The 26,568-nt window shown below is 63.4% G+C and carries 18 protein-coding genes; 9 read left to right on the plus strand and 9 right to left on the minus strand.

Annotated features, from left to right (window positions below; translation table 11 throughout):
* Positions 1-8 precede the first annotated feature (8 nt).
* The 5 genes from BA190_RS28290 to BA190_RS28310 form a co-directional block, all read right to left on the minus strand.
* The gene (locus BA190_RS28290; protein ID WP_068295909.1) at positions 9-2,162 is read right to left on the minus strand and encodes a hydantoinase/oxoprolinase family protein; all 2,154 of its coding nucleotides are present in this window, start codon (positions 2,160-2,162) and stop codon (positions 9-11) included.
* Between the two features lie 112 nt (positions 2,163-2,274).
* Positions 2,275-3,186 (minus strand): 2-dehydropantoate 2-reductase, encoded by a 912-nt coding sequence (gene panE, locus BA190_RS28295; protein WP_068295910.1) that lies wholly within the window; start codon positions 3,184-3,186, stop codon positions 2,275-2,277.
* Positions 3,187-3,271: 85 nt separating this feature from the next.
* Entirely contained in the window at positions 3,272-3,745 is a 474-nt protein-coding gene (locus tag BA190_RS28300; RefSeq protein WP_068295911.1) for a DUF2269 domain-containing protein, read from the minus strand.
* On the minus strand, positions 3,742-5,034 hold the full coding sequence (locus BA190_RS28305; protein ID WP_068295913.1) for an SDR family oxidoreductase: 1,293 nt from the start codon (positions 5,032-5,034) through the stop codon (positions 3,742-3,744). The genes BA190_RS28300 and BA190_RS28305 overlap by 4 nt, the downstream gene beginning before the upstream one ends.
* 66 nt (positions 5,035-5,100) lie before the next feature.
* Positions 5,101-5,796 (minus strand): YafY family protein, encoded by a 696-nt coding sequence (locus BA190_RS28310; protein WP_068295914.1) that lies wholly within the window; start codon positions 5,794-5,796, stop codon positions 5,101-5,103.
* A gap of 135 nt (positions 5,797-5,931) precedes the next feature.
* Between BA190_RS28310 and BA190_RS28315 the strand changes: the two genes are divergently transcribed.
* The 5 genes from BA190_RS28315 (at position 5,932) to BA190_RS28335 (ending at position 10,332) form a co-directional block, all read left to right on the plus strand.
* A complete protein-coding gene (locus BA190_RS28315) occupies positions 5,932-6,387 on the plus strand; it encodes a MarR family winged helix-turn-helix transcriptional regulator (protein WP_068295916.1) in 456 nt (151 codons plus the stop codon).
* On the plus strand, positions 6,384-8,477 hold the full coding sequence (locus tag BA190_RS28320) for an FUSC family protein (RefSeq protein WP_068295918.1): 2,094 nt from the start codon (positions 6,384-6,386) through the stop codon (positions 8,475-8,477). Before BA190_RS28315 ends, BA190_RS28320 begins: the two co-directional genes overlap by 4 nt.
* Positions 8,474-8,683, plus strand: a complete 210-nt coding sequence (locus BA190_RS28325) for a DUF1656 domain-containing protein (protein WP_068295920.1) — start codon at positions 8,474-8,476, stop codon at positions 8,681-8,683. Before BA190_RS28320 ends, BA190_RS28325 begins: the two co-directional genes overlap by 4 nt.
* Positions 8,680-9,594: an HlyD family secretion protein gene (locus BA190_RS28330; RefSeq protein ID WP_068295922.1), complete on the plus strand. Its 915-nt coding sequence runs from the start codon at positions 8,680-8,682 to the stop codon at positions 9,592-9,594. The genes BA190_RS28325 and BA190_RS28330 overlap by 4 nt, the downstream gene beginning before the upstream one ends.
* Before the next feature lie 144 nt (positions 9,595-9,738).
* Complete coding sequence (locus BA190_RS28335; protein ID WP_068295924.1) at positions 9,739-10,332, plus strand: hypothetical protein; 594 nt, start codon at positions 9,739-9,741, stop codon at positions 10,330-10,332.
* Positions 10,333-10,398: 66 nt separating this feature from the next.
* Here the strand turns inward: BA190_RS28335 and BA190_RS28340 are convergent, their stop codons facing one another.
* From BA190_RS28340 to BA190_RS36210, 3 genes are all read right to left on the minus strand, one after another.
* Positions 10,399-11,307: a homocysteine S-methyltransferase family protein gene (locus BA190_RS28340; RefSeq protein ID WP_068295926.1), complete on the minus strand. Its 909-nt coding sequence runs from the start codon at positions 11,305-11,307 to the stop codon at positions 10,399-10,401.
* 163 nt (positions 11,308-11,470) lie between these two features.
* Entirely contained in the window at positions 11,471-12,082 is a 612-nt protein-coding gene (locus tag BA190_RS28345) for a response regulator transcription factor (RefSeq protein WP_162275242.1), read from the minus strand.
* Positions 12,083-12,925: 843 nt separating this feature from the next.
* On the minus strand, positions 12,926-13,093 hold the full coding sequence (locus BA190_RS36210; RefSeq protein ID WP_156771738.1) for a hypothetical protein: 168 nt from the start codon (positions 13,091-13,093) through the stop codon (positions 12,926-12,928).
* Positions 13,094-13,439: 346 nt separating this feature from the next.
* Here BA190_RS36210 and BA190_RS35520 point away from each other — a divergent pair, with 346 nt between their 5' ends.
* Complete coding sequence (locus BA190_RS35520; RefSeq protein WP_082980089.1) at positions 13,440-14,174, plus strand: LuxR family transcriptional regulator; 735 nt, start codon at positions 13,440-13,442, stop codon at positions 14,172-14,174.
* 76 nt (positions 14,175-14,250) lie between these two features.
* Positions 14,251-14,889 carry an acyl-homoserine-lactone synthase gene (locus BA190_RS28355; RefSeq protein ID WP_068295932.1) on the plus strand — a complete coding sequence of 213 codons (639 nt, stop codon included), beginning with the start codon at positions 14,251-14,253 and terminating at the stop codon, positions 14,887-14,889.
* 223 nt (positions 14,890-15,112) lie between these two features.
* Here BA190_RS28355 and BA190_RS28360 read toward each other — a convergent pair whose 3' ends face one another.
* Positions 15,113-15,937 carry a 4'-phosphopantetheinyl transferase superfamily protein gene (locus BA190_RS28360; protein WP_202908536.1) on the minus strand — a complete coding sequence of 275 codons (825 nt, stop codon included), beginning with the start codon at positions 15,935-15,937 and terminating at the stop codon, positions 15,113-15,115.
* Between the two features lie 684 nt (positions 15,938-16,621).
* Between BA190_RS28360 and BA190_RS28365 the strand changes: the two genes are divergently transcribed.
* Both BA190_RS28365 and BA190_RS28370 read left to right on the plus strand, forming a co-directional pair.
* Positions 16,622-18,520, plus strand: a complete 1,899-nt coding sequence (locus BA190_RS28365) for an amino acid adenylation domain-containing protein (protein WP_156771739.1) — start codon at positions 16,622-16,624, stop codon at positions 18,518-18,520.
* Positions 18,517-26,568: a hybrid non-ribosomal peptide synthetase/type I polyketide synthase gene (locus BA190_RS28370; protein WP_068295936.1), complete on the plus strand. Its 8,052-nt coding sequence runs from the start codon at positions 18,517-18,519 to the stop codon at positions 26,566-26,568. The genes BA190_RS28365 and BA190_RS28370 overlap by 4 nt, the downstream gene beginning before the upstream one ends.

The following is a 26,568-nucleotide window of genomic DNA, read 5'->3' on the forward strand; positions in this document are numbered from 1 at the left end:
CTCTTCGCTCAAGCGTGGCGGTAATGCAGGAGGGTCCATTCGTCGACGAAGACGCTGTCACCGGGATGGACCACCAGCGTCGTGGCGGGGTGTTCGATGATTGCCGGGCCTGTCACCTCATGGCCGGGCTGCAGATCGTCCATCTCGTAGAGATCGGCCTTGTGCCAGCGCCCGCCCATATAGGCTTCGCGCCGGCCCTTATGGGCGATGGCCGGATCGGTAGCGCCGAGCGGGCGCTTGATCAGCACCGGCTTGACCTTGTCGGCGGTGGCGATCAGGCCGAGTTCCATCACCGAATAGCCGACGGCGCCGTAGCGCGAGACCCGGTGGTTGATCTTGCCGTAGACTATTTCGAAGGCCTCGATGATCCGGCGCATGTCGTCGGCTGTTTGAGCCTGGTCGAGCGGGGCGGCGACCTCGACGTCCTCGAGCTGGCCGGTGTAGCGCATCATCAGGAAGGGAACGGTGCGGACCTTCTCGCGCGGATGGCCATCGGCCACCATCTCCGCGATCGCGGCTTCACGAAGTTCCTTCCAGACTCCCGATATGCGCGTGGCATGAGCGGCCAGTTCATCCTCGCCGGCGGCACTGGGAATATCGATCTGGGTTGAGATCGAGTGACGGCGCATATAGTCGGCCGTGGTGCAGCCAAAGGCCGAGAAAGCGGCGGCGAACTGGAAGGTGATGATGTCGCGGAAACCGATGCCGCGGCTGCAGCCGGCCAGATGCAGCGGTCCGGAACCGCCATAGGAGAGCAAGGTGAACTCGGAGGGGTGGATGCCCTGGCCGGAGATCACGCGGCGCAACGCATTGTTGGCGTCATCCTCCAGCATGTGGATCATGCCCTCGGCGGCTTCATGCATGGGCACGCCGAGGACATCGGCGCATTGCTCCTTGAAGGCCCTGGTCGCCTTCTCCACGTCGAGCTTGACCTTGCCGCCGAGGAAGTAATCGGGGTTGAGACGGCCGAGGATGGCGTCGCAATCGGCAATGGTCGGGCGGGTGCCGCCCCGGTTGAAGCAGATCGGTCCGGGGTCCGAGCCGGCGCTCTCCGGGCCGAGGCTGATCTTCCGGGTCAGCGGATCGACCTTGAGGATCATGCCGGCGCCGGCGCCGATGGTGTCGAGATGCAGGGTTGGCACGTTGAGCTTGAACCGGTCCATGATCGGTTCGTTCTCGATGCGGGTTTGGCCGCGGGTGATCACGCCCATGTCGAAGGAGGTGCCGCCCATGTCCGAGCAGATCAGCGAGTCGTTGCCGATCAGCTTGCCGACATAGGCCGCGCCGAGAATGCCACCGATCGGGCCGGAGATCATGGTCTCGTGCAGGCGGGGATGGTCGATCGAGGTGAGGCCGCCGAAGGAGAGCAGGGTCTGCACGCGATAACGATAGCCGTGCTTCTTCGAAATGTCCTCGATGCCCTTGAGCTGCCTGCGCCCGCGCGAGGTGGCATAGGCCTCGATCAGCACGGAGTTGAGGCGCGACTGCTCGCGAATGACCGGGCGCACCTCGTGGCTGGTATAGACCAGGATCTCGGCATTCGCCCTGATGATCTCTTCCCTGGCGATCTCGGCGATGCGCTTCTCATGCGCCGGATTGACGTGGGAGAACACCGTCATGATGCAGATGGCCTCGACCTGGTCGGCGATCAGCTTGCACACCGCCGCCACGACTTCGTGCTCGTAAAGCGGGATGATGACATCGCCGAACTGGTCGATGCGCTCGGTGACGCCATGGGTGCGCCGGCGCGGCACCAGGGGATCCGGATGGTGGTGGGTGATCGCATGCAGGCGGTCGGCATAGGAATAATCCGCCCAGGCCTGCAGCCCGCGACCCATCAGGATCATGTCCTCCAGGCCCTTGGTGGTGATCAGGCCGAGCTTGCGTCCCGTGCGCGAGAGCAGGGTATTGAGCATGCCGGTGCCGGAATACAGCACCACGTCGATGCCGGAGAACAGGCTCTCCAGCGAGATGCCCCAAGCCTCGGCCGCATCGGCGGCGGAGGCGATGAAGCCTTCCGATTCATCGCGCGGCGTGGTCGCCGCCTTGCCGATCTTGAAGCGGCCATCGCCGTCGACCAGGATCGTGTCGGTCATGGTGCCGCCGGCATCGATGCCGACGACGATGGGATTGCCGATTGTCTGCGCGCCTGCCGTTGTCATCGCTATTCCCGTCCCGGATGATGTCGGGGAACAGGCTAGGCGGGAGGCGGCGCGATCCGCCATGTGCCTGCGGTCACTATCCGGGCGGAAGGCGGCAGATATTCGATCTCAACTATCTGTTCTGGTAGATCGCCAGATTTGCATAGGCCGCTGACAACAGGGGTGTTTCCATGCCCGCCTTCTGCGCGCGGGCCAGCAGGTCCCCGATGATCTGGTCTGCCTCGATCGGCGCGCCCTTCTGCAGATCGCGATACATGGAGGAAGCCATGGCCGAGCCCTTCTGGGTCAGCATCGAGCGTGCCATGTTCAGGACGGGCTCGCCTGGTAGCTTGCCCACGGCTTTCACCACGCCGACAACCTCGTCGAAGAAGCGCAGCACGAAGGCCAGGCCGCCCGGTGCCGCCTCTATCTCGCCCACCGAGCCGCGCATCAGGCAGCAGATGCCGCCAAGGCTGGCGAGCGTGATCCATTTGCCCCACATGTCGCGCTCGATGTCGTCGGAAAGCTTGGCGTTGAAGCCGGCCCCTTGCATGGCCGCATCGACCGCCTCGATGCGCTCGGAGCGTTCGCCGTTCATCTCGCCATAGATGAGGTTGTGTATGGGCGTGAGCTGCACGATGCGGTCCTGGTCGTCGATGGCGGCGGCGATCAGGCAGACGCCACCGACGAGGGCCTTCTCGCCGAAGCGGGCCTTGATGACGTCGACATGTCGCATGCCGTTGAGCACCGGCAGGATCATCGTTCCGGGAGCGATAGCGGGGGCGATATCGTCAAGCGCGGCCTCGAGCCCGTAGGCTTTCACGGTGAGCAGCACGAGGTCGTAGGCGCTTGTGATGCTGCCGGTGGTGACGAGCTTTGGCGCCAGCTCGGCATCGCCGAAGGGGCTGACGATCCTGAGGCCTTCCGCCCGCAGTTTTTCTGCTCGCGCAGGCCGAACCAGGAAGGTGACGTCACGGCCCGCCTGCATCAGCCGGCCGCCAAAATAGCCGCCTGTCGCGCCAGCGCCGACAACCAGGATGCGCATGGTTCCTCCGCCATTGGATGGCTGTGTTCGAGCTTGAGGAGGTATAGGTCGGCGCTGGATTGCGGACAAGCAAGCTGCGCCTGTCCTATCCGAATTGTGGCTTGGCCAGCATCAGCCAGAGAATGGCGAGCACGGCGATGAAGGCCGGAAAACCGCAGGAAAACCAGATGCGGAAAAGCCTGTAATAGCTTGGCGGAAGGGCGGAATTCTCCTGCACGGCCTTCCTGGCGAGATCCCGCATCCTGACCTGAATGACGACGACGGGCAGCCAGAAAAGCCCTGTGAAGACATAGAGACCGAGCGACAGCACGATCCAGGGTGAGCTCAATGGCCAGCCGATCTCGTGGGCCAGCAGGGCTCCGGTGACGGGTTGCAGCACCACGGCAGTGGCTGTGAACAGGAGGTCTGCCGTAACAACGGTGCCGGCGACATGGGCGATCAGCCTGGCGTCGTTGGTGCGATGGGCGACGAGCATGAAGAAGGCGATTCCCGCTCCCGTGCCTAGCAGCACGGTGGCGCCGATCACATGGAGCCAGAGCAGCAGGTTGGCATAGGTCATCGCGCATCCTTGATGGCGAGCGCGACCAGAGCGAGAACAGCTGCCGGTAGCGTCTTGAGGAAGGGCCCGAGCGGGTCGAGCCAAAGGTCGGGCGTGAACAGGCTGCCGGCGAGGAGATAGGCAAGGGTAACGCCGATCATGCCTGATGCAGCGGCTGGCATGGTTCGTCGCCGGAGCATGGCCGCGCCGAGCAGGATGTCGACGATGGCGCCGCTATGCACGAAGAGGGCCGCAAGTGCCGGCGAAAAGCCCCGCGCCGTCAGCACTGCTTCGGCCTGGTCCGCGGCGATGAGCCCGATCAGGCCCGAAAGCAGCCAGAACAGGCCCAGCGTCGCGACGATCACCGGCTTGAGCAGGAAGAGGTGCGCGAACCAGCGTTCGCGCACGGTGCCGCCGACGGCTTCTAGGATTTCCGGAAGGGCCTTGAGGGAACGGCCATTGGCGGCGCCAAGCGGTGTCGGGTCGCCATCGATGCCGGTCAGGATCTGGTCGAGCGAGGTGGTGCGCATGGGCGGGCGCCAACCGAGCAGGCCCGCGAGGTCGCCAAGCCAAAAGCCGAGGCGAAAGATCCATAGGGGCCAGCAGGCGAAACGGGCGGGCGGCAGGCCAAGCCTGGCTCGTAGCGCGGCGACGATCTCCCGGAGGCTGTGCGCCCTGTCCTCGACGACATCATAGATACGCCGATGTGGCAGCCGTCCTTCGACCACGGCCAGCGCCGTCGCGGCGACGTCATCCAGCGCCACGCTACGGATCGACGGCGCCGGCGGCAGCGGAATGAAGCCCGGTAGGCTGGCGAGCGCATGCAGCAGGGCGCTGCCGCCATAGACCGAAGAGCCCAGCACCAGGCCGGGGCGCAGGATGGTCCAGTCGAGCGACGAGCCCTCCAGCGCCTCGTCGGCAATGCCCTTGCTGCGCATGAACACGGTGGCGGCATCCGGCGAGGCGCCGACAGCGGAGATCTGGACGAAGCGTTTCACGCCGGCCTGCTCGCAGGCCTCGAAAAGGGCGACCATGGCGAGCGATTGGGTCACCATGACGTCGTCGCCGGGGCCGCCCTGCAGCACGCCGGCGGCATTGATCACAGCGTCGATGTCTTTGAGGAGCGGGCGCCAGGCCTCGGCACTGACGAGATCCCCGAGGTCATGCTGAAGCCAGCGCACACGAGGTTCGCGCAGACGGGCCTGATGCACGGAACGACCGAGACCCGTGACCTCGTGACCGGCCGCCAGCAGGGCCGAAACGATGGCCGAGCCGATCAGACCGTAACCGCCGGGAACGAGAATGCGCATGAGGGCCGTTTGCCCGGTTTGCCGTGGCGAGGCAAGGAAGAAGAAGGGCTGGTACGGAGTAGGGCGTTAGCGCCTGGCGATTTCGTCCATCACGGCACGCCAGGATTTTACCAATTGACTGCGCCGTCCGGGATAGCGCTCGCCGATCTCGCTGGCGGCCGCGATGCGGTCGGTGCGGAAATGACGGAAGTCTTCACGCAACTCGCACCAGGCGGCCAGCATGCGAGCCTCGTTCATGAAGCCGATGGCGATCGGCCAGATCACACGGGTGGTCGCCTGGCCGTTGAGGTCGCCATAGTCGATGCGCAGTTTGGCCTGGGCGCGGATCGCGCTGCGAAACACCTCGATCGCGACTCTGTTGTCGGGAAAGCCCTTATGGCTGGGGCCTGGCAGGGCGACCGGATTGCGGGCGATTTCCTGCGCGGCCGGCGGCAGGACCGCCTCGATCTTGGCGAGAGCCTCGCGGGCTGAGCGGCCGAGCGTGTCGTCGCCGCGTTGCTCGACATAGCGCAGGCCGAGCACGATGGCTTCGGTCTCGTCCTCGGAGAGCATCAGTGGTGGCAGGAACAGGCCGGGGCGCAGGATGTAGCCGATGCCGGCCTCACCCTGGATGGGCGCGCCCTGGGCAACCAGTTCGGCGATGTCGCGATAGAGCGTGCGTTCGGAGACGGCGAGTTCCTGCGCCAAGGCGGCGGCCGTCACCGGGCGGCGCTTGCCGCGCAGGATCTGCAGGAGCGAGAGGAGGCGGCTCGTTCGGGCCATGGCGTCTCATCTGATATCGAGCCATCATTCTATACGCCTGGCTGACAGATCCTGTCAGGAGGCTTTCTGCCGGTTGATGATATCCGTTGCAATAAATAATTTGCATGCTTTTAATTAGGATGCTAATTATTAGACATGGAAAAGATTGACACCTTGCGTTTCGCATTGACCGGCAAAACCCAGCAGATCGGCCGCCATTGGCGCCGCCTGGTGCATGACATTGTCGCGACCCATGGCGTCTCCGACGCCGCGGCGGTGCCGCTCATCCAGATCGAGCGTATGGGCGGCGGCGTGAATCAGACCGAGGTTGCCGATGCCATCGGCATCGAAGGAGCCTCCTTGGTGCGCCTACTCGACCAGCTTTGCGCCAGCGGCCTGATCGAGAGGCGCGAAGGTGCGGATCGCCGGGCCAAGACACTCTGGCTCACGGCCGAGGGCGAACGGGTGACAAGCGTGATCGAGCAGGAACTCGTCGGCTTGCGTACCCGCATTCTCGGTCATCTTTCGCAGGACGATATCGAGGCCACGCTGCGCGTTTTCCGCGCCATCGAAGAGGCGTCGGCCCGCCAGCAGGCGGAGGCGGCGACATGACCGCAGGTTTCGCCCTGCCCACCGTCCGGGACTGGGTCTTTTCTCTCAAGGCTTTCTCGGCCTCGATGCTGGCGCTTTACATCGCGCTGGCCGCCGGGCTGGAGCGGCCCTATTGGGCGATGGCGGCCGTTTATGTCGTTGCCAATCCTCTGGCCGGCGCCACAACGTCGAAAGCGCTCTATCGGGCTCTTGGCACCTTCATCGGCGCTTCAGGATCGATCCTGCTGCTGCCCATTTTTTCGTCGGCGCCCGAGTTGTTCATCATCGTGGTCGGCCTGTGGACGGGCGTCTTTCTGTTCGTCTCCCTGCTGGACCGCACGCCGCGCAGCTATGTCTTCATGCTCGCAGGCTACACGCTCCCCTTGATCGCATTGCCGACCGTCAGCGCACCCGACACGATCTTCGACGTTGCCGTCTCGCGCGCCGAAGAGATCACGCTCGGCATCGTCTGTGCCGCCCTGGTGAATTCCCTGTTCTTTCCGGCCCGGATCGGCCCGGTGCTCGGGCAGCAGATCAAGGGCTGGCTGCGCGATGCCGGAGCCTGGGCGAGCGCCGTGCTCACCGATGGCACCGGAACCGGGGCCACGCGCGAGCGCCAGCGCCTTGCCACCGACATTCGCGCGATGGACATGCTGATCAGCCAGCTCGGCTACGACACGGCGAACCAGACGACCGTGCGCGTCGCCCATGAATTGCGGGGACGCATGGCGCTGCTGCTGCCGCTGCTGTCTTCCCTGGACGACCGCCTTGCGGCCTTGCGCGAGGCAGGCGGCGAGATTGCCGGCATCGATGCCTTGCGCACCCGCCTCCTTGCATGGATGCGCTCGGGCGAGGGCAATGAACGCGGCGAAGCCGATCAATTGCTCGCCGATATCGCCGCGCTGGAGCCGAAGACCGGCCAGGGAAGCGCCGAGGAGGCGCAATGGCCGGCCCTGGTGCTGTCGAGCACGCTGGAGCGCATGAAGGAACTGGTCGATCTGTGGGAGGACTGCCGCCAGTTGCAGCGGCAGATCGAGCTCGGCGATCGCATCAGCCGCTGGCGCCCGACCTTCCGTATGCGCCGGACCGTCGGCAAGGTCAGCCACTACGACTATGCGCTGCTGGCCTTCCAGGTCGGCTCGGTGGTGCTCGCCACCATTCTGTCCGGCCTGATGTGGATATGGACCGGCTGGAGCGAGGGGGCGGGCTGCGTGATCATGACGGCGGTCGGCTGTTCCTTCTTTGCCGCCATCGACAATCCCGTCAGCCAGATCCGCAGCTTCACGGTGTGGATGACCGTCAGCGTCGGCTTGTCGGCCGTGTATCTCTTCGCCCTCCTGCCGCTCGCCCATGACTATGTCGGGCTGGTGGTGATGTTTGCCGTGCCCTTCATCCTCGTCGGAACCTTGGTTTCGCGCCCGCAATTCAACATGATCGCCATGCTGCTGGCGGTGAACACCGCGTCCTTCGTAGGGCTGCAGGCCAATTACAGCGCCGAATTCGCGGCTTTCATGAACTCGTCCGTCGCCTCGATCCTCGGCGGTGGCTTTGCCCTGGTCTGGACCCTGGCGACCAGGCCCTTCGGTGCGGCCCTGGTCGCCAAGCGCCTGGTCAGGGCCGGCTGGGCGGACATTGCCGCGACCTCTCGCAGCGGGCGCAACGCCGATGCCGAGGCCTTTGCCGGGCGCGTCTTCGACCGGCTTGGTCAACTGGTGCCACGACTGGCACAGGGCGTCAGCGAGGACGTGGCGGCGGCCGACCTCCTGGTGGAACTGCGTGTCGGCATCAACGTGCTCGACCTGCAGAGGCTGCGCGGCAAGCTGTCATCGGCGCAGCGTCGGCGCCTGCAGCAAGTGCTGGACGCCATCGCCCGCTTCTATGGTACGCGGGCCGCGACGGGCAGGGCGGTCGATCCGCCGTCTTCGCTGCTGGGCGCCATCGACGAGGCCCTGTCGGATTTCGCCCAGGGAGTCGAGCCGGGCGTGCGGCGGAATGCGGTGCAGGCGCTCGTCGGCCTGCGGCGCGCCCTCTTTCCCGCCTCGCCGGCGCCCGTGAACCTCGCCGCGCCCGTGGCCATGCCCATCCTTCCTAAACTGGAGCTCGCATCGTGAACGCCGACATCGATATCTTTGGCGTCTATGTACCGAGCCTGATGATCCTCGCGCTCGTCGCCATCATCGCCAATCTTCTGCTTCGTTCTGTATTGGCCAGGGCTGGCGTCTATCGCCTGGTCTGGCACCGCTCCCTGTTCGATCTCGCACTGTTCGTGATCGTGCTGAGCGGGTTGTTTTCCATCTTTCAACGGTTCGTGTCGTGAAACGCTTTTTTGCCTCGCTGGGGCGAGTCCTCATCACCCTCATTGTCGTCGTCATCGCTGCCGGCTTCGGCTGGCGGTTGTGGGACTATTACATGAACGACCCTTGGACCCGGGATGGTCATGTCCGCGCCGATATCGTCGGCATCACGCCGGACGTGTCCGGCCTGGTCAGTGAAGTGCTGGTGCGCGACAACCAGGAAGTCCATCGCGGCGACGTCCTGATCCGCATCGATCCCAAACGCTTCGAGCTTGCCCTGCAGCAGGCCGATGCGGCCGTCTCCGGCACCAAGGCGACGCTGGAACAGGCGAAGCGCGACTATGTGCGCTACAGCGAACTGGGCAAGGACGTGGCCTCGGCCCAGAAGATCGAGCAGGCCCTGGCAAGCCAGGATGTTGCGAGCGCCAATTACCAGCAGGCCCTCGCCAATCAGGCCGTGGCCAAGCTCAATCTCGAACGCTCGGAGATCAAGGCGCCGGTCAATGGCGTGATCACCAATTTCAACCTCAATCCCGGCGACTATGTCTCGGCCGGCAAGGCGGTGACGGCGCTGCTCGATACCGATTCATTACGGGTCGAAGGCTATTTCGAGGAGACCAAGCTGCCCCGGATCGCGGTGGGAGATCCGGTCGACATCCATCTGATGGGCCAGCCGGCCGTCATCACCGGCCATGTCGAGAGCATTGCCGGCGGCATCGAGGATCGCGAACGCAGCGATGGTTCGAACCTCCTGGCCAACATCAACCCGACCTTCTCCTGGGTGCGCCTGGCCCAACGCGTGCCGATCCGCGTGGCACTCGACAAGCTGCCGGAAGGCTTCCACCTGGTGGCGGGACAGACGGCAACCGTCACCGTCAAGTCGAAGCCGCCGCAGGCCAGCGCGGGCGGATCGGCCGGAACGACCAGGTCCTGAGGAGAGACGACGAAGCGGCATCGGCTACGGAGGTGCCGCCCCGATCTTTCAAGTTCCCAAATTCAGAGCAAACAAGCATATGGTCGTGAATGCGCTTTGCTCCCGGTCTATGAAGTAACGTCCCTTTCCTGCAGAGGACTCTTCATGACCGCCTTGATGACAGCCGAACTTGCCTGGTACGCCTCCGGGCGCTTCTACCGCGCCAATGATGGCTCACTGGCCGACTACGGCTACTTCCTGCATTTGCCGTTTGCAGATGCGCCGCTGTTCGATGGCAAGCCGGCAGAGACGACGGCGTATTTCACCTTCGCCGCCACGCCGTTCAAGGCGAACGGGATCGACAATGGTGCACTTTCGCTTGGCCTCGATCCGGTCGGCGAATTCTCGCTGTATCTGCAGCGCCGGCCAGGGGCGACCTTTGCCGATCCAGCCTCCTTCGCCCAGGGCGAGTGCATTGCCACCTTCCGCCGCACCAGCCTGGTGGTCGGCACCACGGTTGACGCTTCCCTCGCGCAAACAAGCGGAGCCATCATAGGCACCAACATGTTCTCGGCGCGCCTGATCGCGAGCCGTGCATTCGAATTTGCGGGAAAGCACTACGATCTCGCCGAGGCTGTTGGGGCCGGCATCACCCAGTTCGGTACCGCGGCGACTACGCCGATCTCGCCGCCCCCGACCGGTTACGATCTCGTACTGCCCTTTACCGGATCGGCCATTGCCTTGGGGCGAGCCGGATAAGCCGAGGATGTTGCGGCGAACCTCTCCACCGGAGGCCAGCATGGTCCGCCGCCCCGGGTGCCAGGTTCAGCGTCTCAAGGCGGTTGCGAGGCTGTGAATATGCCGCGCGCCGATGCCACAGCAGCCGCCGATCAGGGTGGCGCCCGCTTCGGCCCAGTCACAGGCAAAGCGGGAATAGGCCATGGCCGTCAGGTCCTCGCGCGTGCCGTGCAGGGTCTCGTTGGCGGCGCCGTCCCCGTCCTGCTCCTCGAAGGCATTGGCATAGACGCCGATTTCGAGATCTGATTGCCGGTCGCGCAGCATCTTGCCGGCTACGCGCACGGCCTTCCCCATCACTTCGGGCCGGCTGCAATTGAAGAGCAGCGCTTCGGCCCCTGACCCGGCCGCCCAGGCAGCAGCATCGGCCACGCTTTCACCGGAGCGCAACCGCGGCTCGCCGTCCTCGGCGCCTACCTCGTCGGACAGGGTGAAGGAGACCCAGAATGGCTTGCCGGTGGCGGCCACGGCTTGGCGCACGGCCTCGCCTTCGGCGATCAGGCTGAGGGTTTCGCCGAGCCAGACATCGGCGTGGGGTGTAAGGCCGGCGACCAGCACTTCCAGATAGTCCTGGACGCGGGAAGGATCGAAGCGTTCGGGTTCGTAGGAGCCGAAGATCGGCGGCAGCGATCCTGCCACCAGTACCTTGCGGTCGAAGTGGCTGTCGGCGGCCTGCCGGGCGAGGCGGCCGGCGAGGTCGATCAGGGCAGGTCCCTGCTCGCGGAAGCGCTGCTCGCCGATATGGAAGGGGACCAGGGCGTAGCTGTTGGTGGTGATCACCTCGGCTCCAGCCTCGATGAACTCGGCATGAACCCGGCGGACGATGTCGGGGGCCTCCATCAAAGCGAGGGCCGACCATTCGGGTTGGCGCAACTCGGCGCCGAGGCGAAGCAGTTCCCGGCTCATGCCGCCGTCGAGGATCCGGATGGTTCCGGGCATGTCACGTACTCCAACGATGATGGACAAGCCAGTAGCCATCCTCGAGCAGGAGAACAAGGCGTTACCGAAGAAGCGGAGCAGGGGAGTTGCGTTTGCAAGACGGGGCGCCGGCGTCGCCAGGAAGCGATCCTGTTCCGGCCCATTCCACATCTGCTGGTCTGTCTCAGTCGCTCGAGGTTTCGTTGGGAAGCAGCAGTTCGTTGGTCAGAAACGCAACTTCGGTGCGGTTCTTGGCCTTGATCTTGCGCATGATGTTGCGGATGTGAACCTTGACCGTGCTTTCGGTCATGTTGAGCTTATGGGCGATGATCTTGTTCGGCTCGCCCCTGCGTACGCACGCGATGATTGCCAACTGCCGTTCGGTGAAATGCGGCCGCCCCTCCACGGCTGGCGGTTGGCCATCGAGCGGGGCCGTAAAGCCCTGGCGTGCCGACAACAGGCCACTGGCGGGAACGAAGGTGCCGCCGACATTCACGATGCGGATTGCTTCGATCGCCACCTCCAGGCTGAGGCTCATGGTTACGAAGCCGCGTGCGCCGCGTTCCAGGGCGGAGACCATCGTCGCGGGGTTGTCGATGTCGGATAGGACGACCACGCGCGCGCCCGGCACGCTGGAGAGGATGCGATCGAGCCCGGACTGTATGGCCCGGGCCGTACCCTCCTCACCGGTGGCACATAGCAGGATGATCGTCGAAGGGGCATGCGTGGAGGCTGTCAGCCAATCGTCGATAGTGTCGTAGCCGACGGCAGCAAGGTTTGCGGAAGAGGCCGTCAAGCACATCGTCAGACAATCGCGCCAGAAGGCTCGCTTGTCGATTACACAAACGGGGATCTTCAAGTAACGCTCTCCCTCGTGTGTCAGGCCACTTTCACCGATCGATCTCACCTGCTTCCCCTCCTTCAATCGCGAAATAGGCAAGGACTTTCAGCGAAATGTCAAACTTCCATATTCTCGCAATCCAAGGCGAGGTCAGTTTCCTTTTTGGGGAAATATTTAAACATGCCATCGTCGTGGCGCATGGAAACGACGCGGCATGACTTGGATTCGACACGCTTCCTCAACACCATGGGTAGACACCCACCCTCCAAGTGAGAAACACCATGGCGCAGGGTTGCGATGTGCGATTTCGCACATTGCCTTCAGGCCCTACCGCCCATGCGCGCGACCGGCAAGTCGGCGCGGCCATGCCAGGGAAGTCTCTAGAAACTGCAAACATGGTGGTGCCGTATTCGCGACATGGAAGCCATGAGGCCTGCATCTGTCGATAGCATTGCGCCCATGCGGGGTATGTGACAGCGGGCGGGGCAGGAGCAACTAAGCGCTCCGAACCAAGCGCGAGAGCCCGGTTCGGAGCGTCCTCGCGGATAGAGTGCCGGTGGGATTGGATGTCTGCGGAAAGACGATGAAGTAGCCTGCCCTTGGAAATCGTCAGGGAGCGAGGCGGGCCACACATATCCGTGCATGGCGGCCTTGCCGATACCTAAAGGAGGGACCTGCTACATGGGCATCCTTGGCGGCGCCCTGTAAATCAACGCACGACGGAAACCCGCGGCAGCATGACCGCCCGGGCTTCATGTCATAGTGTGTCGATCTCAGCCAGCTTTCTGGCGGCGACTTTCAGGCTCGCTTGGGAAGCTCGTTGCCAAAACTCGTCCAATGAGCCGTGTTCAGGATGCTACGTCCCTCGACCTCAATGTCGCCATCGGCCGTCATCACGATTCGCACCGGCCCATAAGCCACCAGATCGATGGTGATCGTGCCGGTGTCGTCATCGATGGTGACCATCGATTGACCTTGTTGAACTTTAGGCATTGCGTCGTGACCCTTGTTTATCATCGGTTCGACCCCACCGTTCGCGGGAATGGCGAAACATTGTCGTATCGAAGGTTGGAACGGTCGTCGTTTCTTGACAGATATTCAACCGATCAACCTTGGTTGGTTGGCTACTAACTGGCATCAGACTGGAATGAACTCAGGGTGCTGCCATTATTCTTTTGAGATTTAAAGAGACATCGAAGTATATAATCCAAGTCTTCATTCTATCGAGCCGAGCGCCCATGAAGTAATCTAGGAACTAGCATCCCGCTACGTTTTGCACTATCATACCGCCCCGAGGTTTAGGGGGCGGCATATGAGAGCGCTCGACAAGATATATTATGATATTGTCGATGAAATTGGCAGTGTACCGACGTCCCGTGACGTAAAAGGGATGTTGAATCGCGTTGTTCAGAGTTACGGGCTGCGTACAGCGGCCTATTTTGCTGTAAATATTCCTAGCTCTAATGGTGACGATCCCTATTTGGCTGTTACTTACTCCGATGATTGGGTTGAGCACTACAAGAGCGAGAATTATGTTAGAATAGATCCTGTTCTAAGAGAGGGATTTTCGGCCGTCTTGCCCATTGATTGGCGCAAATTCGACCTGAAGGGGTCGAAGCTCCGGGCCTTTTTCGGCGAGGCTGCCGAATTCGGGCTGGGGCGCCAGGGCCTGACTTTCCCTATCCGCGGCCGCCATGGCGAACGCGCCCTCTTCACCATCACCAGCGACGTCTCCGATCAGGAATGGGATCAGACGTTGGGGGCGTTCCAGCGCGACTTCCAGGTCTTGGCCTACCACATCCACAATGCCATCCTGCGTACGGAAGCGGTTGAAGAAGAGGAAGTCCATCTTTCTCCGCGTGAGATCGAATGCCTGAAGTGGGTTGCCCGCGGCAAGACGGTCTCGGAAACTGCGACGATACTCTCCCTTTCGGACCGCACGGTGCGGTTCTACCTCGACCTGGCTCGAGCAAAACTGAATGCAACCAATGTTACTCATGCCGTCGCCAAGGCAATGAATATGAGCATTTTTTTCGGATCGAGGTAACCCGTCAAATACGCCGTATTTCTAAGGGAATAAGTGACCAATAAATTCGAGCAGATTCCGACGGAGGGTCTGTTCGATGATTGAAGTCATTCAAAGTTACGAACGTCATTTACATACTGAAACCCTGGATGCACTTTACCAGATGCGTGCGAGGGTCTTTAAAGACAGGCTTGATTGGGACGTTAATGTTTCCAATGGTCGCGAGATAGACTACTTTGACGATTGCGATCCTGTCTACTTGATATCGCGAAATCAATACACGGGTCGTGTGGAAGGTGGTCTGCGCCTGTTGCCGACGACCGGCCCGAATATGCTGCGCGATGTCTTCTCAGTCCTGTTGCCGGATGGCGAAATTGTGGAGAGCCCGCTCATTTGGGAAAGCTCCCGCTTCGCGATCGACCCGGATCTGGCCAATGACGGCAACCGCCGCCTGCATTCGGTGACGACGGAGCTGCTGTGCGGCATCGTCGAGGTCGGCATGCTTGCTGGCATCGATTTCGTGGTGTCTGTCTACGATGCCCGCATGGCCCGCATCTTCAAGCTGGCCAACTGCCCGGCGGATGTCATTGGCGTGCCCACCAGAATCGGCCGCGTGATGACTTATGCCGGTCTCTTCGAGATCAGCGAGGAGATGCGCGCCGGGATCGCTGCAGCCGGCCAGATCACTGGTTCGGTCCTGCGCTCCGAGACGCAAGTCCACGCGGCTGCAGCTTAAGCCGCAGATGTTGTGTTTGCGAGCCAATTGGCTGGAGCAACGCAATTTCGATGCCTGAGGCCAGTCGAGGCTTCGGGTTCATCCTAGTCGCCTCGTGAATGTGGGCCGGATGCCGTCGCCAGGAACCGGCGTCACATTCTGAGGTGTCATAGGGCGCCCAAGGGCCACAAGCCCTCGGCATATTTCTTGTCTGGCGTATCGGCAGAGTGGCTGATGCTGTCCGTCAAGTCATTTCGACGATCGACCAGTCGAGGTGCCGTGCTGCCACCGAGCCAGTGCGGTTCATAGCGGATCTCAGAGCGCGAATGCGCCAACATTTCGCTTCGTCGGCATCGCCACCGACGAAGCGGGGTGCCGTGTCACCCCGGATGGCAAGATCGAATTCGAAATGGGTTGGCGGGTGTGCAAAGCCCGTGCCGAGCGCCTTCAAGCACGCTTCCTTGCGCGCCCAGTTTTCGAAGAAGACGTTCTGCCGCGTGCCGGATGGCAGTGCCTCGAATTGTGTGTGCTCGGCAGGTGAAAATACCTGCGCCGTGATGCTGTCCTCGATCGGGCGGATATGCTCGATGTCGATGCCGATTTCGAAGCCGTTCGCGACGGCAAGGGCTGCCGCGTCTTCGCTATGGCTTAGATTGAAGCGGATCCGCCATCCCGAAGGCTGGGTCGTGCAGAAGGGCTTGCCTGCGGCGCCATAGCCGAAGCCAACCGCTTGTGGCGAAACCGCGAGATAATCGGCGAGAATTTGCCTTAGCCTTCCGCGCGCCGCCACGAAGCGGCGGCGATGCCGCTCGAAGCGGAATTTATCAGCGCGACCGCGCTCCTCCCCCGACAAGACCTGCCAGTAGCGCTCGAAGTCGTCTTCGCCGGCGTCAAGGTCCCATTGCCAGACGTGAACCTCGTGAGGGGTGGGTGGTGTGAGCAGGCGAAACGGCATCGAAAGCTTGGATTCAACTGGTGTGGCGATTGACTGATTCCACTCGATCAGGATCGAGACCGTCGCGCAACCTCCTCCAGGGTCGAGCGATGGCAGAGGCGTTTGGGCCGTCACTCCCACCTTCAGCGCTGTGTCTTACGGCTATCGGGGTAGAGGCGGGAGTCTCCGGGATGGATGGAGCCTACTCCTTTTGGTCCGATTTTGCCTATCGGGTGGGGGGAGGGCATTCAATTTCCCGAATTGAGACCGTGATCTTCGAACTCTACAATAATCGCAGTGTTTCGTTGGATGGGTTCTTTGAGTCTGCATTGAGCTCCACCTGTTTTCTTGGTTGCCGCAAAGGTCATTTTGGCTTTTCGGCGTCAGGAAGGCGAAAGAGGTATACCACTCTAATAATTCCTTCGTAGAATGTAACGTGCCTTATAGTTTTTGAAATCTATGCGTGAAGATTTTTTCGTTTCACGGTAAATTCACGCATGTTTTCGAAACATAAGTTTATCTGGATATTGAAGTATTTTTCACGAATATCTGGAGCGAGAAAGGCAATAGCTGATCTGGGAATGTTCGGCGCAATTATGGGGCTGGTTTGCTGGGGAATGTGTGAAAACACACACGAAGCGTCCGAAAGCCGGGATATTCCGGTTCACACGCAATCGTAAGCCCGGCACCTCTGGCCGCCCCGACGGGCCGAAGGAAAGCAATGGATATCACATCGGTGCTGCAGGCGGCGGCCTGGTGGCACGGCCTGCGGCGGAACGATCCTCCGAGGCACTATACACGATTTTGCATGGGGGCTCCGTGAGTACGTTTCAAACCGACCTTTCCGTCCATCAATTGATCAGCGAGCAGGCTGCGCTTCGCTCCGATAGCCTTGCGGTGACCTGCGACGGCGTTTCGATCACCTTCGGGGAATTGAACGCGCGCGCCAACCAGCTCGCTCATCGCCTGCTCAAGATGGGCGTGAAGCCCAACACTCTGGTCGCCATCGGCCTCGAGCGATCGATCGACATGATCGTGGGTATGCTGGGCATCATGAAGTCGGGTGCTGCCTATCTGCCGCTCGATCCGAGCTATCCGCGCGAGCGCCTGGCCTTCACGCTGGAAGATGCCCGGCCGCTGGCATTCGTGACCACGGCCAGCAGCCGCGCGACGCTGCCGCCGAGCGATCTGCCGATGATTCTGCTGGACCAGGACGCCAATAGCCTCAGTGCCGAGCCGGTCACGAATCCTGACATCGCCATCGATCCCCAGTCGCTCATCTATGTCATCTATACGTCGGGCTCCACCGGCCGGCCGAAGGGATGCCGGCTGACGCACCACAATGTCGTCCGGCTGTTCCACGCGACCGACCACTGGTTCGGCTTCGGCCCACAGGATGTGTGGACCTTCTTCCATTCGCACGCCTTCGACTTTTCCGTGTGGGAAATCTGGGGAGCGTTGGTCTATGGGGGCCGCGTGGTGGTGGTGCCTCATCGCGTCAGCCGCTCGCCCGAGGACTTCTTGGACCTGCTCATTCGCGAGCAGGTGACCGTTCTCAACCAGACGCCATCCGCTTTCCGCACTTTGATCGAGGTGGAGCGCCGCCGCCCGGAGGCCTCGGCCCTGGCCCTGCGCTATGTGATCCTCGGCGGCGAAGCCTTGGAGTTCCAGATGCTGCGGCCGTGGTTCAACCGCTATGGCGATGCCAAGCCACGCATCATCAATATGTACGGCATCACGGAAACCACTGTGTTCGTCACCTATCGTCCCGTGTCTGCAGCCGAGCTCGACAGCAACCGGGCAAGCCTGATTGGCGTGCCGATCCCCGATCTGACCATCCATGTCCTCGACGAGAACCGCAAGCCTGTCCCGGTGGGGGAGGAAGGCGAGATCTATGTCGGCGGGGAGGGTGTGTGCCTGGGCTATCTGAACCGTCCGGAGCTGACGGCGGAACGTTTCATCGACTGGCAGCCCTCGGAAGATCGGGCCGCCGAGAAGCTGTACAAGACCGGCGACCTCGTCCGGCGTACGGCGGATGGTGATCTTGAATATCTCGGGCGCAGCGATCACCAAGTGAAGATCCGCGGCTTCCGCATCGAGACGGGTGAAATCGAAAACCAGCTCATGCGCCATCCTGCCGTGACGGCTTGTGCCGTGATCGCTCGCACGGATGGCCCCGGCGAGGCGAAGCTGGTCGCCTATATCGTGCCTTCGACGACACCGGCGGAAGCTGCCATCCTGAAGGCGCATCTGGCCCAGACCTTGCCGGACTACATGCTTCCCTTCGCCTTCGTCGATCTCAGCGAATTGCCGATGACCGAGAATGGCAAGCTCGACCGCAAAGCGCTGCCCAGCCCGACTTTCGCGGCCAGCCCGATCGTTCCGGAGGCGCGCGACGAACTCGAACAGAAGATCGCGGTCATCTGGTCGCGTGTTCTGTCCGTGCCCGACGTCAGCACCAAGGTCAATTTCTTCGACCAGGGCGGGAGTTCGCTGCAGATCCTGACCGTTCTCAGCGAAATCCAGGAGAGCATTCATCCCGAGCTTCGCCTGAGCGATGTCTTCGAGCGTCCCACCATCACGGCTCTCGCCAATTTCATCCGCTCGAGTTCCGAGCCTGCCGCGAGCCCGGCCGCCAGGCCGGAGAATCTGCGCGCCCGCCAGCAGGCCGAGGCGCTCCAGCGCATGCGCCAGCGCCAGATGGGAGCGGCAAGGTGAGCTCCATCTCCGATCCTCCCCTCAACGCCATCGCGGTGATCGGCATGGCGGGCCGCTTTCCCGGTGCCCGCTCCGTCGGCGAGTTCTGGCAGAATCTACGCAATGGCGTGGAATCGATCACCCGTTTCGAGGACAGCGAACTCGAAGACACGTTCGGGCCAGACGTTCGGCGCGCGCCCAATTTCGTCCGGGCCCGGCCGATCCTGTCCGATGTCGAGTATTTCGACGCGGAGTTCTTCGGCATGTATCCGCGCGAGGCGGAACTGACCGACCCGCAGCACCGCATCTTTCTCGAATGCGCCTGGGAAGCACTCGAGGACGGTGGCTACGATCCGGCGAGCTATCCCGGCAGCATCGGCGTCATCGCCGGCTGCAGCATGAACACCTATTTCCTCCACCACGTCGTCGGCAATCGCAACGTGTCGGAGGATTTCACCAATGCCTTCCAGGTCGGGCAATATCCGATGCTGCTCGGCGCCAGCCGCGAATTTCTGGCGACGCGGGTGTCCTACAAGTTCAACCTGAACGGACCAAGCTTCAGCCTGAACACGGCTTGCTCGACCTCGCTGATGGCGATCGCGCAGGCTTGCCAGCAATTGCTGCTGTTCCAGAGCGACATGGTCATTGCCGGCGGCGTTTCGATCACCTTCCCGCAAAAGCGCGGCTATCTGACCCAGGAAGGCGGCATGGTGTCGGAGGATGGGCATTGCCGTACCTTCGACGCCGACGCCAGGGGTACCGTCTTCGGGAGCGGTGCCGGCGCCGTGCTGTTGAAGCGGCTCGAGGATGCGCTTGCCGACGGCGATCATATCTACGCCGTGGTACGTGGCAGCGGCGTCAACAATGACGGTTCGGCCAAGGTCGGCTATACCGCGCCGAGCTCCGACGGCCAGGCTGCCGCCATCATGATGGCGCATGCCAATGCCGGCGTCGATCCTCGCTCGATCAGCTATGTCGAGTGCCATGGCACCGCAACGCCGCTCGGAGACCCGATCGAGATTGCCGGGCTGACCAAGGCCTTCCGCGCCACGGGCGACGAGGGCAGACAGTATTGCGCGATCGGCTCGGTCAAGAGCAATATCGGCCATCTCGATGCGGCGGCTGGCGTGGTCGGCTTCATCAAGACGGCGCTCAGCCTCGAGAACCGCCAATTGCCGGCGACCCTGCACTTCAAGAAGCCCAATCCGCGTCTCGGCATCGAAAACAGCCCGTTCTTCGTCAATGCGGCCCTGAGCGACTGGCAGGAGGGGCCGGAGCCGCGCCGTGCGGGGGTCAGCGCCTTCGGGGTCGGCGGCACCAATGTGCATGTGGTGCTGGAAGAGGCGCCGATGCCGGCGCCGCGCCTGGCGAGCAAGGGAGTCGAGATTCTCACTTTGTCGGCCCGCAGCGAAGCAGCTCTGGGCAAGGCCCGCTCGGCCCTGGCCGGGCATCTGGCTGCCAACCCCGGGCTGGAACTCGCGGACGTTGCGCATACGCTGCAGCTCGGCCGCAAAGCCTTCGACTATCGCTGGTCGACCGCTGCCAGCGATAGTCCGGCAGCCGTCGCCGCCTTGAACGACCCGGCGGCCCGCACCTTCAAAGCCGCCGGCGATCCCGGCGTGGTGTTCATGTTCCCCGGACAGGGATCGCAATATCCCGACATGGGACGGGGCCTCTACGAAGCCGAGCCGGGCTTCCGGGCCGACATCGACCGTTGTGCGGCGATCCTGCGCCCTCATCTGGAACGCGATCTCAAGGAGCTGCTCTATCCGGCCAGGCGCGAAGCCGATGATCACAAGCGCCTGGCAGCCACCTGCTATGCCCAGCCTGCGATCTTCGCGGTCGAGTATGCTTTGGCACGGCTGTGGATCAGCCGGGGGATCGTGCCGCGCGCGATGATCGGGCACAGCGTTGGTGAATTCGTCGCGGCTTGCCTTGCCGGCGTCTTTACGCTCGAAGAGGTGCTGCCGCTCGTCGCCGCCCGTGGTCGCATGATGCAGGACCTTCCCTCGGGGGGCATGCTGGCGGTCAGGCTTGCCGAGGCGGAACTTGCGCCCTTGCTCGGGGCCGATCTCGCCATCGCTGCGATCAACGGTCCCGCTTTATGCGTCGCGTCCGGGCCGGACGATGCCATCGATGCGCTGGAAGCGCGATTGAAGGCGCGCGGAGTCGTCAGCCGGCGGCTTCACACCTCGCACGCCTTCCACTCCCCCATGATGGATCCGATCATCGGGCCCTTCACCGAGGAGGTGCGCAAGATCGGACTGAGGGCGCCTACCATTCCCTACGTCTCCGGCGTGACGGGCCAGTGGATCACGGCCGAGGCCGCCACGTCGCCCGACTATTGGGCCCGGCATTTCCGCGAGCCGGTACGCTTCGCCGACGGCCTGTCGCTCCTGCTCGGCGATACGGCGGCGGTCCTGCTCGAAGTCGGTGCCGGCAACACCTTGACCACGCTGTCGCTGCAGGGCGCGGCGAGGGGCAGGGTGGTGGTTTCCTGCCTGCCGGACGCTGCGCGTGAGCGGCGCGACCAGGACGTCATGGCCGAGGCCCTGGGTCGATTGTGGACCGCCGGCGTGGCCGTCGACTGGGCCTTGCAGTCGGCCGAGACGACGCGGCGCAGAGTGCCTCTGCCGACCTATCCCTTCGAGCGCACGCGCCACTGGATCGAGCCGCCCGCCCGCCAGACGGCTTCCGTGCCTGCGGCCAACCCGCCGGCCGCTCCACGATCCGAACCGGCGCTTCCCGCTGGTTCGCCGCCTGCCGAAATCCTCGCAATGCCGCTCCCCGAGCAAACCGTGATGTCCGACATGACCGCCCGCACCGAGACCATCAAAGCCGCCATCATCTCGATTTTCGCCGATCTGTCCGGCGAGGATGTGGCTTCTGCCGAACCCGGCACGACCTTCCTGGAAATGGGCTTCGACTCCCTGTTCCTGACCCAGGCTGCCCAGGAGCTCCTGAACAAGTTCGGCCTCAAGATCACCTTCCGTGCCCTTCTGGGGGATCTCGGCAGTATCGAGGCCCTGACGGAGCATGTTGCAGCGGCGTTGCCGCCCGAGAAATTCGCACCTGCACCTGCACCAGCCCCAATTGCGGTAGCGCCGGACGCGGCACCGTCTCCCAGCGCTGTTTCGCCGATCGGCCAACCTGCGCCTCTCCTTTCGACAGCATTGCCGCTTGCCGGTACGGGAGCTGGCGTGGAGGGCTTGATGCGCGACCAGCTTCAGGTCATGGCGCATCTGATGCAGCAGCAGCTCGAGGTGCTGCGCGGTGGGGCAGTATTGCAGGCTCCTGCCGTCCAGGCCGTGATGGCGCCGCCCGCAGCTCCTTCTCCCGCGCCAGCGCTTCAGGCCGCGGACACCCCGCAGCCTGCCGCGGCGCCCCAGGCCGATGCGGCTCCGGTCAAGGAACTGCCTTCGCGCTTCGCCGTCTACAAGAACACCCAGAAGTCGCAGGACCAGGGGCTCGATGCCCGCCAGCGCAGCCATATCGAGGCGCTCACCTCGCTCTGGAATGCCCGCAGCCCGGGTTCCAAGCAGCTGACGCAGGACTATCGCAACGTCCTGGCCGACCCACGCGCCGCCTCCGGCTTCAATCCGGACTGGAAGGAGATGGTCTATCCGGTGATTGCAGCCCGCTCGAAGGGCTCGCGGATCTGGGATGTCGACGGCAACGAATATATCGACCTGGTCAACGGCTATGGCCAGACGATGTTCGGCCATGCCCCCGATTTCGTGGTCGAGGCGGTCGACCGGCAGTTGCAGGAAGGCTTCGCCATCGGCCCACAATCCGCCAGGGCGGGCAAGGTTGCGGCTCTCTTCTGCGAGATGACCGGCAATGAGCGCGCCACCTTCTGCAATACCGGTTCGGAAGCCGTGATGGCCGCCATGCGCGTGGCGCGTACGGTCACCGGACGCAAGCGCGTCGTCATGTTTGCCGGCGACTATCACGGCCAGTTCGACGAAGTGCTGGTCAGGGGGCAGGTCCGCCAGGGCGAACATCGCTCGCTGCCGGTGGCACCGGGTATCCCGCCGCAGTCGGTGGAGAACGTCACGGTACTGGAATATGGTTCGGACGAAGCGCTCACCTGGATCCACGGGCATGCGGATGAACTCGCCGCCGTGGTGGTCGAGCCGGTGCAGAGCCGCCGCCCGGACCTGCGCCCGGTCGAATTCCTCAAGCAGGTTCGCGCCGTCACCGAAGCGTCCGGCACCGCGCTGGTGTTCGACGAGGTGGTCACGGGCTTCCGCATGCATCCTGCGGGTATGCAGCACCTGTTCGACATCAAGGCCGACCTCGCCTGTTACGGCAAGGTGGTCGGCGGCGGGCTGCCGGTCGGCGTGCTGGCCGGCAAGGCAAGCTTCATGGATGCGCTCGACGGTGGCGACTGGCGCTACGGCGACGATTCGTACCCGGAGGTCGGAGTCACCTTCTTCGCCGGCACTTTCGTCCGCCATCCGCTGGTTCTGGCTGCGCTCGAGGCCGTGCTCGAGCATCTGAAATCCAGGGGACCGGCCTTGCAGGAGGAGGTTTCGGCCCGCATGGGACGCCTGGCCGAGCAGCTTTCAGCCTGCTTCGCCGAGTGCGGCCTGTCCCTGCCGGTCCCGAGCTATGGCAGCCTGTTCTACATCAATCCGAGCCATGACTATCGCTTTGGCAGCCTGCTCTACTATCATCTGCGTGCCCGCGGCATCTATGTGCATGAGGGTTTCCCCTGCTTCCTGACCACGGAGCATACGGACGAGGATGTCGCGCGGATCGTGCAGGCTTTCCGCGAGAGCATCGAGGCCATGCAGGCCGACGGCATGTTGCCCGGCGGCCCTCCGCTTGCGGGCGGTGACGGCAAGACCGGAATGGCAGCCAAAACGGCCACGCCTACGGGCCCCATTGCACCGACCGCTTCCCAGACCGAGGTCTGGCTCTCGGCGCAGCTTGGCGACGAGGCCTCCTGTGGTTTCAACGAGTCCATCAGCCTGAGTTTCGAAGGGCCTCTCGACACGGAAGCCCTGCGCGCATCGCTCAACGACGTCATCGCGCGTCACGATGCACTGCGCATCCATTTCGATGCGACCGGTACCCGCATGAGCTTCGCGCCCGAGCTCCGTCTGGAACTGCCCCTCGTGGATGTTTCCGGAGAGGCCTCGCCACAACAGGCTCTGAAGGCGCGGATCGAACAGGATGCCAGGACAGCCTTCGACCTCGTCGGCGGCCCGCTGGTGCGTGGCCAACTGGTTCGGCTCTCGCCGGATCGGCATGTCCTCGTCTTCACCGCCCATCACATCGTCTGTGATGGCTGGTCGATCAACGTGCTGATCGGCGAACTCTCGGAGTTCTATCGCGCCCGGGTCGAGAACAGCCAGCCCGTGCTGGCCGAACCGCTCCCCTTCAGCAGCTACGCCCAGACCGTGAAGGAAGTGGCTGACGATGAAGACTATTGGGTCGCGCAGTTTCGCACCGCGCCGCCGCCCCTCGAACTGCCGAGCGATCGCGCGCGGCCGCCGATCAAGACCTTCAATGGCGGGTCGGTCCAGTTCGCCATCGAAAGGCCGCTCTATGAGGCGGTTCGCAAGGCCGGGGCCAAGCGCGGCAGCACCTTGTTTGCCACGCTGCTTGCCGCGTTCGAGATCCTGATGGGCCGCCTTGCCGGCCAGAATGAAGTGGTGGTCGGCATACCGGCGGCCGGCCAGTCGCTGGTCGAGGACGACAGGGCTCTGGTCGGACATTGCGTTAATCTGCTGCCGCTGCGTGCGAGCTGGCAGGATGGCACGAGCTTTGCCGATTTTCTGGCTGCCACCAAGCAGAGCGTGCTGGAGGCCTATGACCATCGCAGTTGCACGCTCGGCACCGTCCTGCGCAAGCTGACGCTCCCGCGCGACGCCAGCAGGCTGCCGCTCGCCGAAGTTCAGTTCAATCTGGAACGCCTGGGCGGAGATCTGGCTTTTCCGGGCCTGACGACCGAGGTCGTTCCCAACCCCAAGCGCTTCTCCACCTTCGATCTCTTCGCGAATGTGACGGAGTCGGCCAACGGCTTGCGCATCGATTGCGACTATAACGCCGATCTCTTCGACGAGGCGACGGTCCGCCGCTGGCTGGGGCATTACCGCACCTTGCTGCAAGCGATCGCCGACGACGTCACGACCCCGATCGAGCGTTTGCCGTTGCTGGCTGCCGGCGATGTGCCGGCCTCCCTGGCTGGCCCCTCTCTGCCCGCGCCGTCCGATCCGAGCCTGCTCACCGTTCATGGGCTGATCGAAGCCCAGGCGGCGGCCAATCCGGAGGCCCTGGCTGCGCTTTTCGAGGACCAGCAACTCACCTATGGCGAACTCGACCGGCGGGCCGGCCAGCTCGCGGCGCATTTGCACGATCGCGGCCTCGGCAGGGGCGCGCGTGTCGCCGTATTGGTTGATCGCTCGCTGGATATGCTTGTTTCCCTGCTGGCCGTGCTGAAGGCCGGCTGTGCCTATGTTCCGCTCGCCACCAATCATCCGGCAGCCCGGCTCAACGGCATCCTGGCCGAGGCCGAGGTTGCCGCCGTGGTGACCCAGGCAGCCTATGAAGACATTGCTTCGGTTGCCGCCGTAACGGTCCTGGTCGATCGCGATCGCGACGCGATTGCCGCACGCCAACCCTTGCCGGTGTCGGGCGCCAGGACGACCGGCGAGGATCTTGCCTATGTCATCTTCACCTCCGGCTCGACGGGCAAGCCCAAAGGGGTCGAAGTGACGCATGCTTGCGTCGCCAATTTCCTGGCCTCGATGCGTCAGGTGCCAGGGTTCACCGCCGAGGACCGGCTGCTGGCCGTTACCACGATCTCCTTCGACATCGCGGCGCTCGAGCTTTATCTGCCGCTGGCTTGCGGGGGCAGCGTGGTCATCGCGCCCCAAAGCGAGACGGCCGACGGCCAGGCCTTGCTCAAGCGTCTGGAAAGCTGCGGTGCCACCGTGATGCAGGCAACCCCGATCACCTGGGTGATCCTGCTGGAATCCGGCTTCAAGCCCTCGCCGAAACTGAAGATGCTCTGCGGCGGCGAAGCAATGCCGCGCAGCTTGGCAGATCAATTGGTCCAGAACGGCGGCGAGCTTTGGAACATGTACGGCCCGACCGAGACGACGATCTGGTCCTCGGTCGCCCATATCCGTCCGGGCCCGGATCCGATCACGGTCGGCCATCCTATCGCCAACACGCAATTCCACGTGCTCGACAAGTTCGATCGCGTGCAGCCGCTCGGCGTGGTGGGCGAACTCCATATCGGTGGTGATGGCGTCGCCCGCGGCTATTTCCACCGCCCCGACCTGACTGCCGAAAAGTTCATTGCAGACGGTGTTTCAGGCACGCCTGGGGCGCGGCTCTATCGTACGGGCGACCTCGCCCGCCTCATGCCGGGTGGCCGCCTTCAACTCCTGGGGCGGAACGACCATCAGGTGAAGTTGCGGGGCTTTCGCATCGAACTCGGCGAGATCGAGGCCGCGATCGGCAAGGCTGGTCTCGGCGTCAATGCGGTGATCCTGCGCGAAGACAATCCGGGGGATCCCAGGCTTGTGGCCTATTACGAGGCGCCAGCCTCCAGCGCACCCAGCATCGAGGCTCTTCGCAATGCCCTCGGCCGGGACCTGCCTGATTATATGATACCCAGCCAGTGGGTTCGCCTTGATGCCATGCCGCGTGGGTCGAGCGGCAAGCTCGACCGCCGTTCCTTGCCCAAGCCGAGCGAGGCATCCGCGAACGAGCTGTCGAGCACTTATGTCGCCCCCGGCAATCAAGCCGAAACGATCCTGGCGGACATTTGTGCCGAGGTCCTTGGACAAGGGAGAATCAGCGTGGCGGATGACCTGCTCATGCTTGGCGCGGATTCGATCCATATCTTCCAGATCGTGGCGCGGGCGAACCAGGCCGGGCTGGCCCTGTCGGCCAAGACCCTGCTGCAGCAGCGCAATATCGCCAAGGCAGCAGCCACGCTCGCCGGGGTGTCGCCGGCCGCGGAGACTTCGGAGCTCCCGCAACTCGTTCGCGTAGCCAGGAGCAGCCGTCGTGTTGCCGCCAGCGCTCTGCAATCTCCGGAACGGTGA

The organism is Labrys sp. WJW, from assembly GCF_001676615.1.
Taxonomy (GTDB): domain Bacteria; phylum Pseudomonadota; class Alphaproteobacteria; order Rhizobiales; family Labraceae; genus Labrys; species Labrys sedimenti.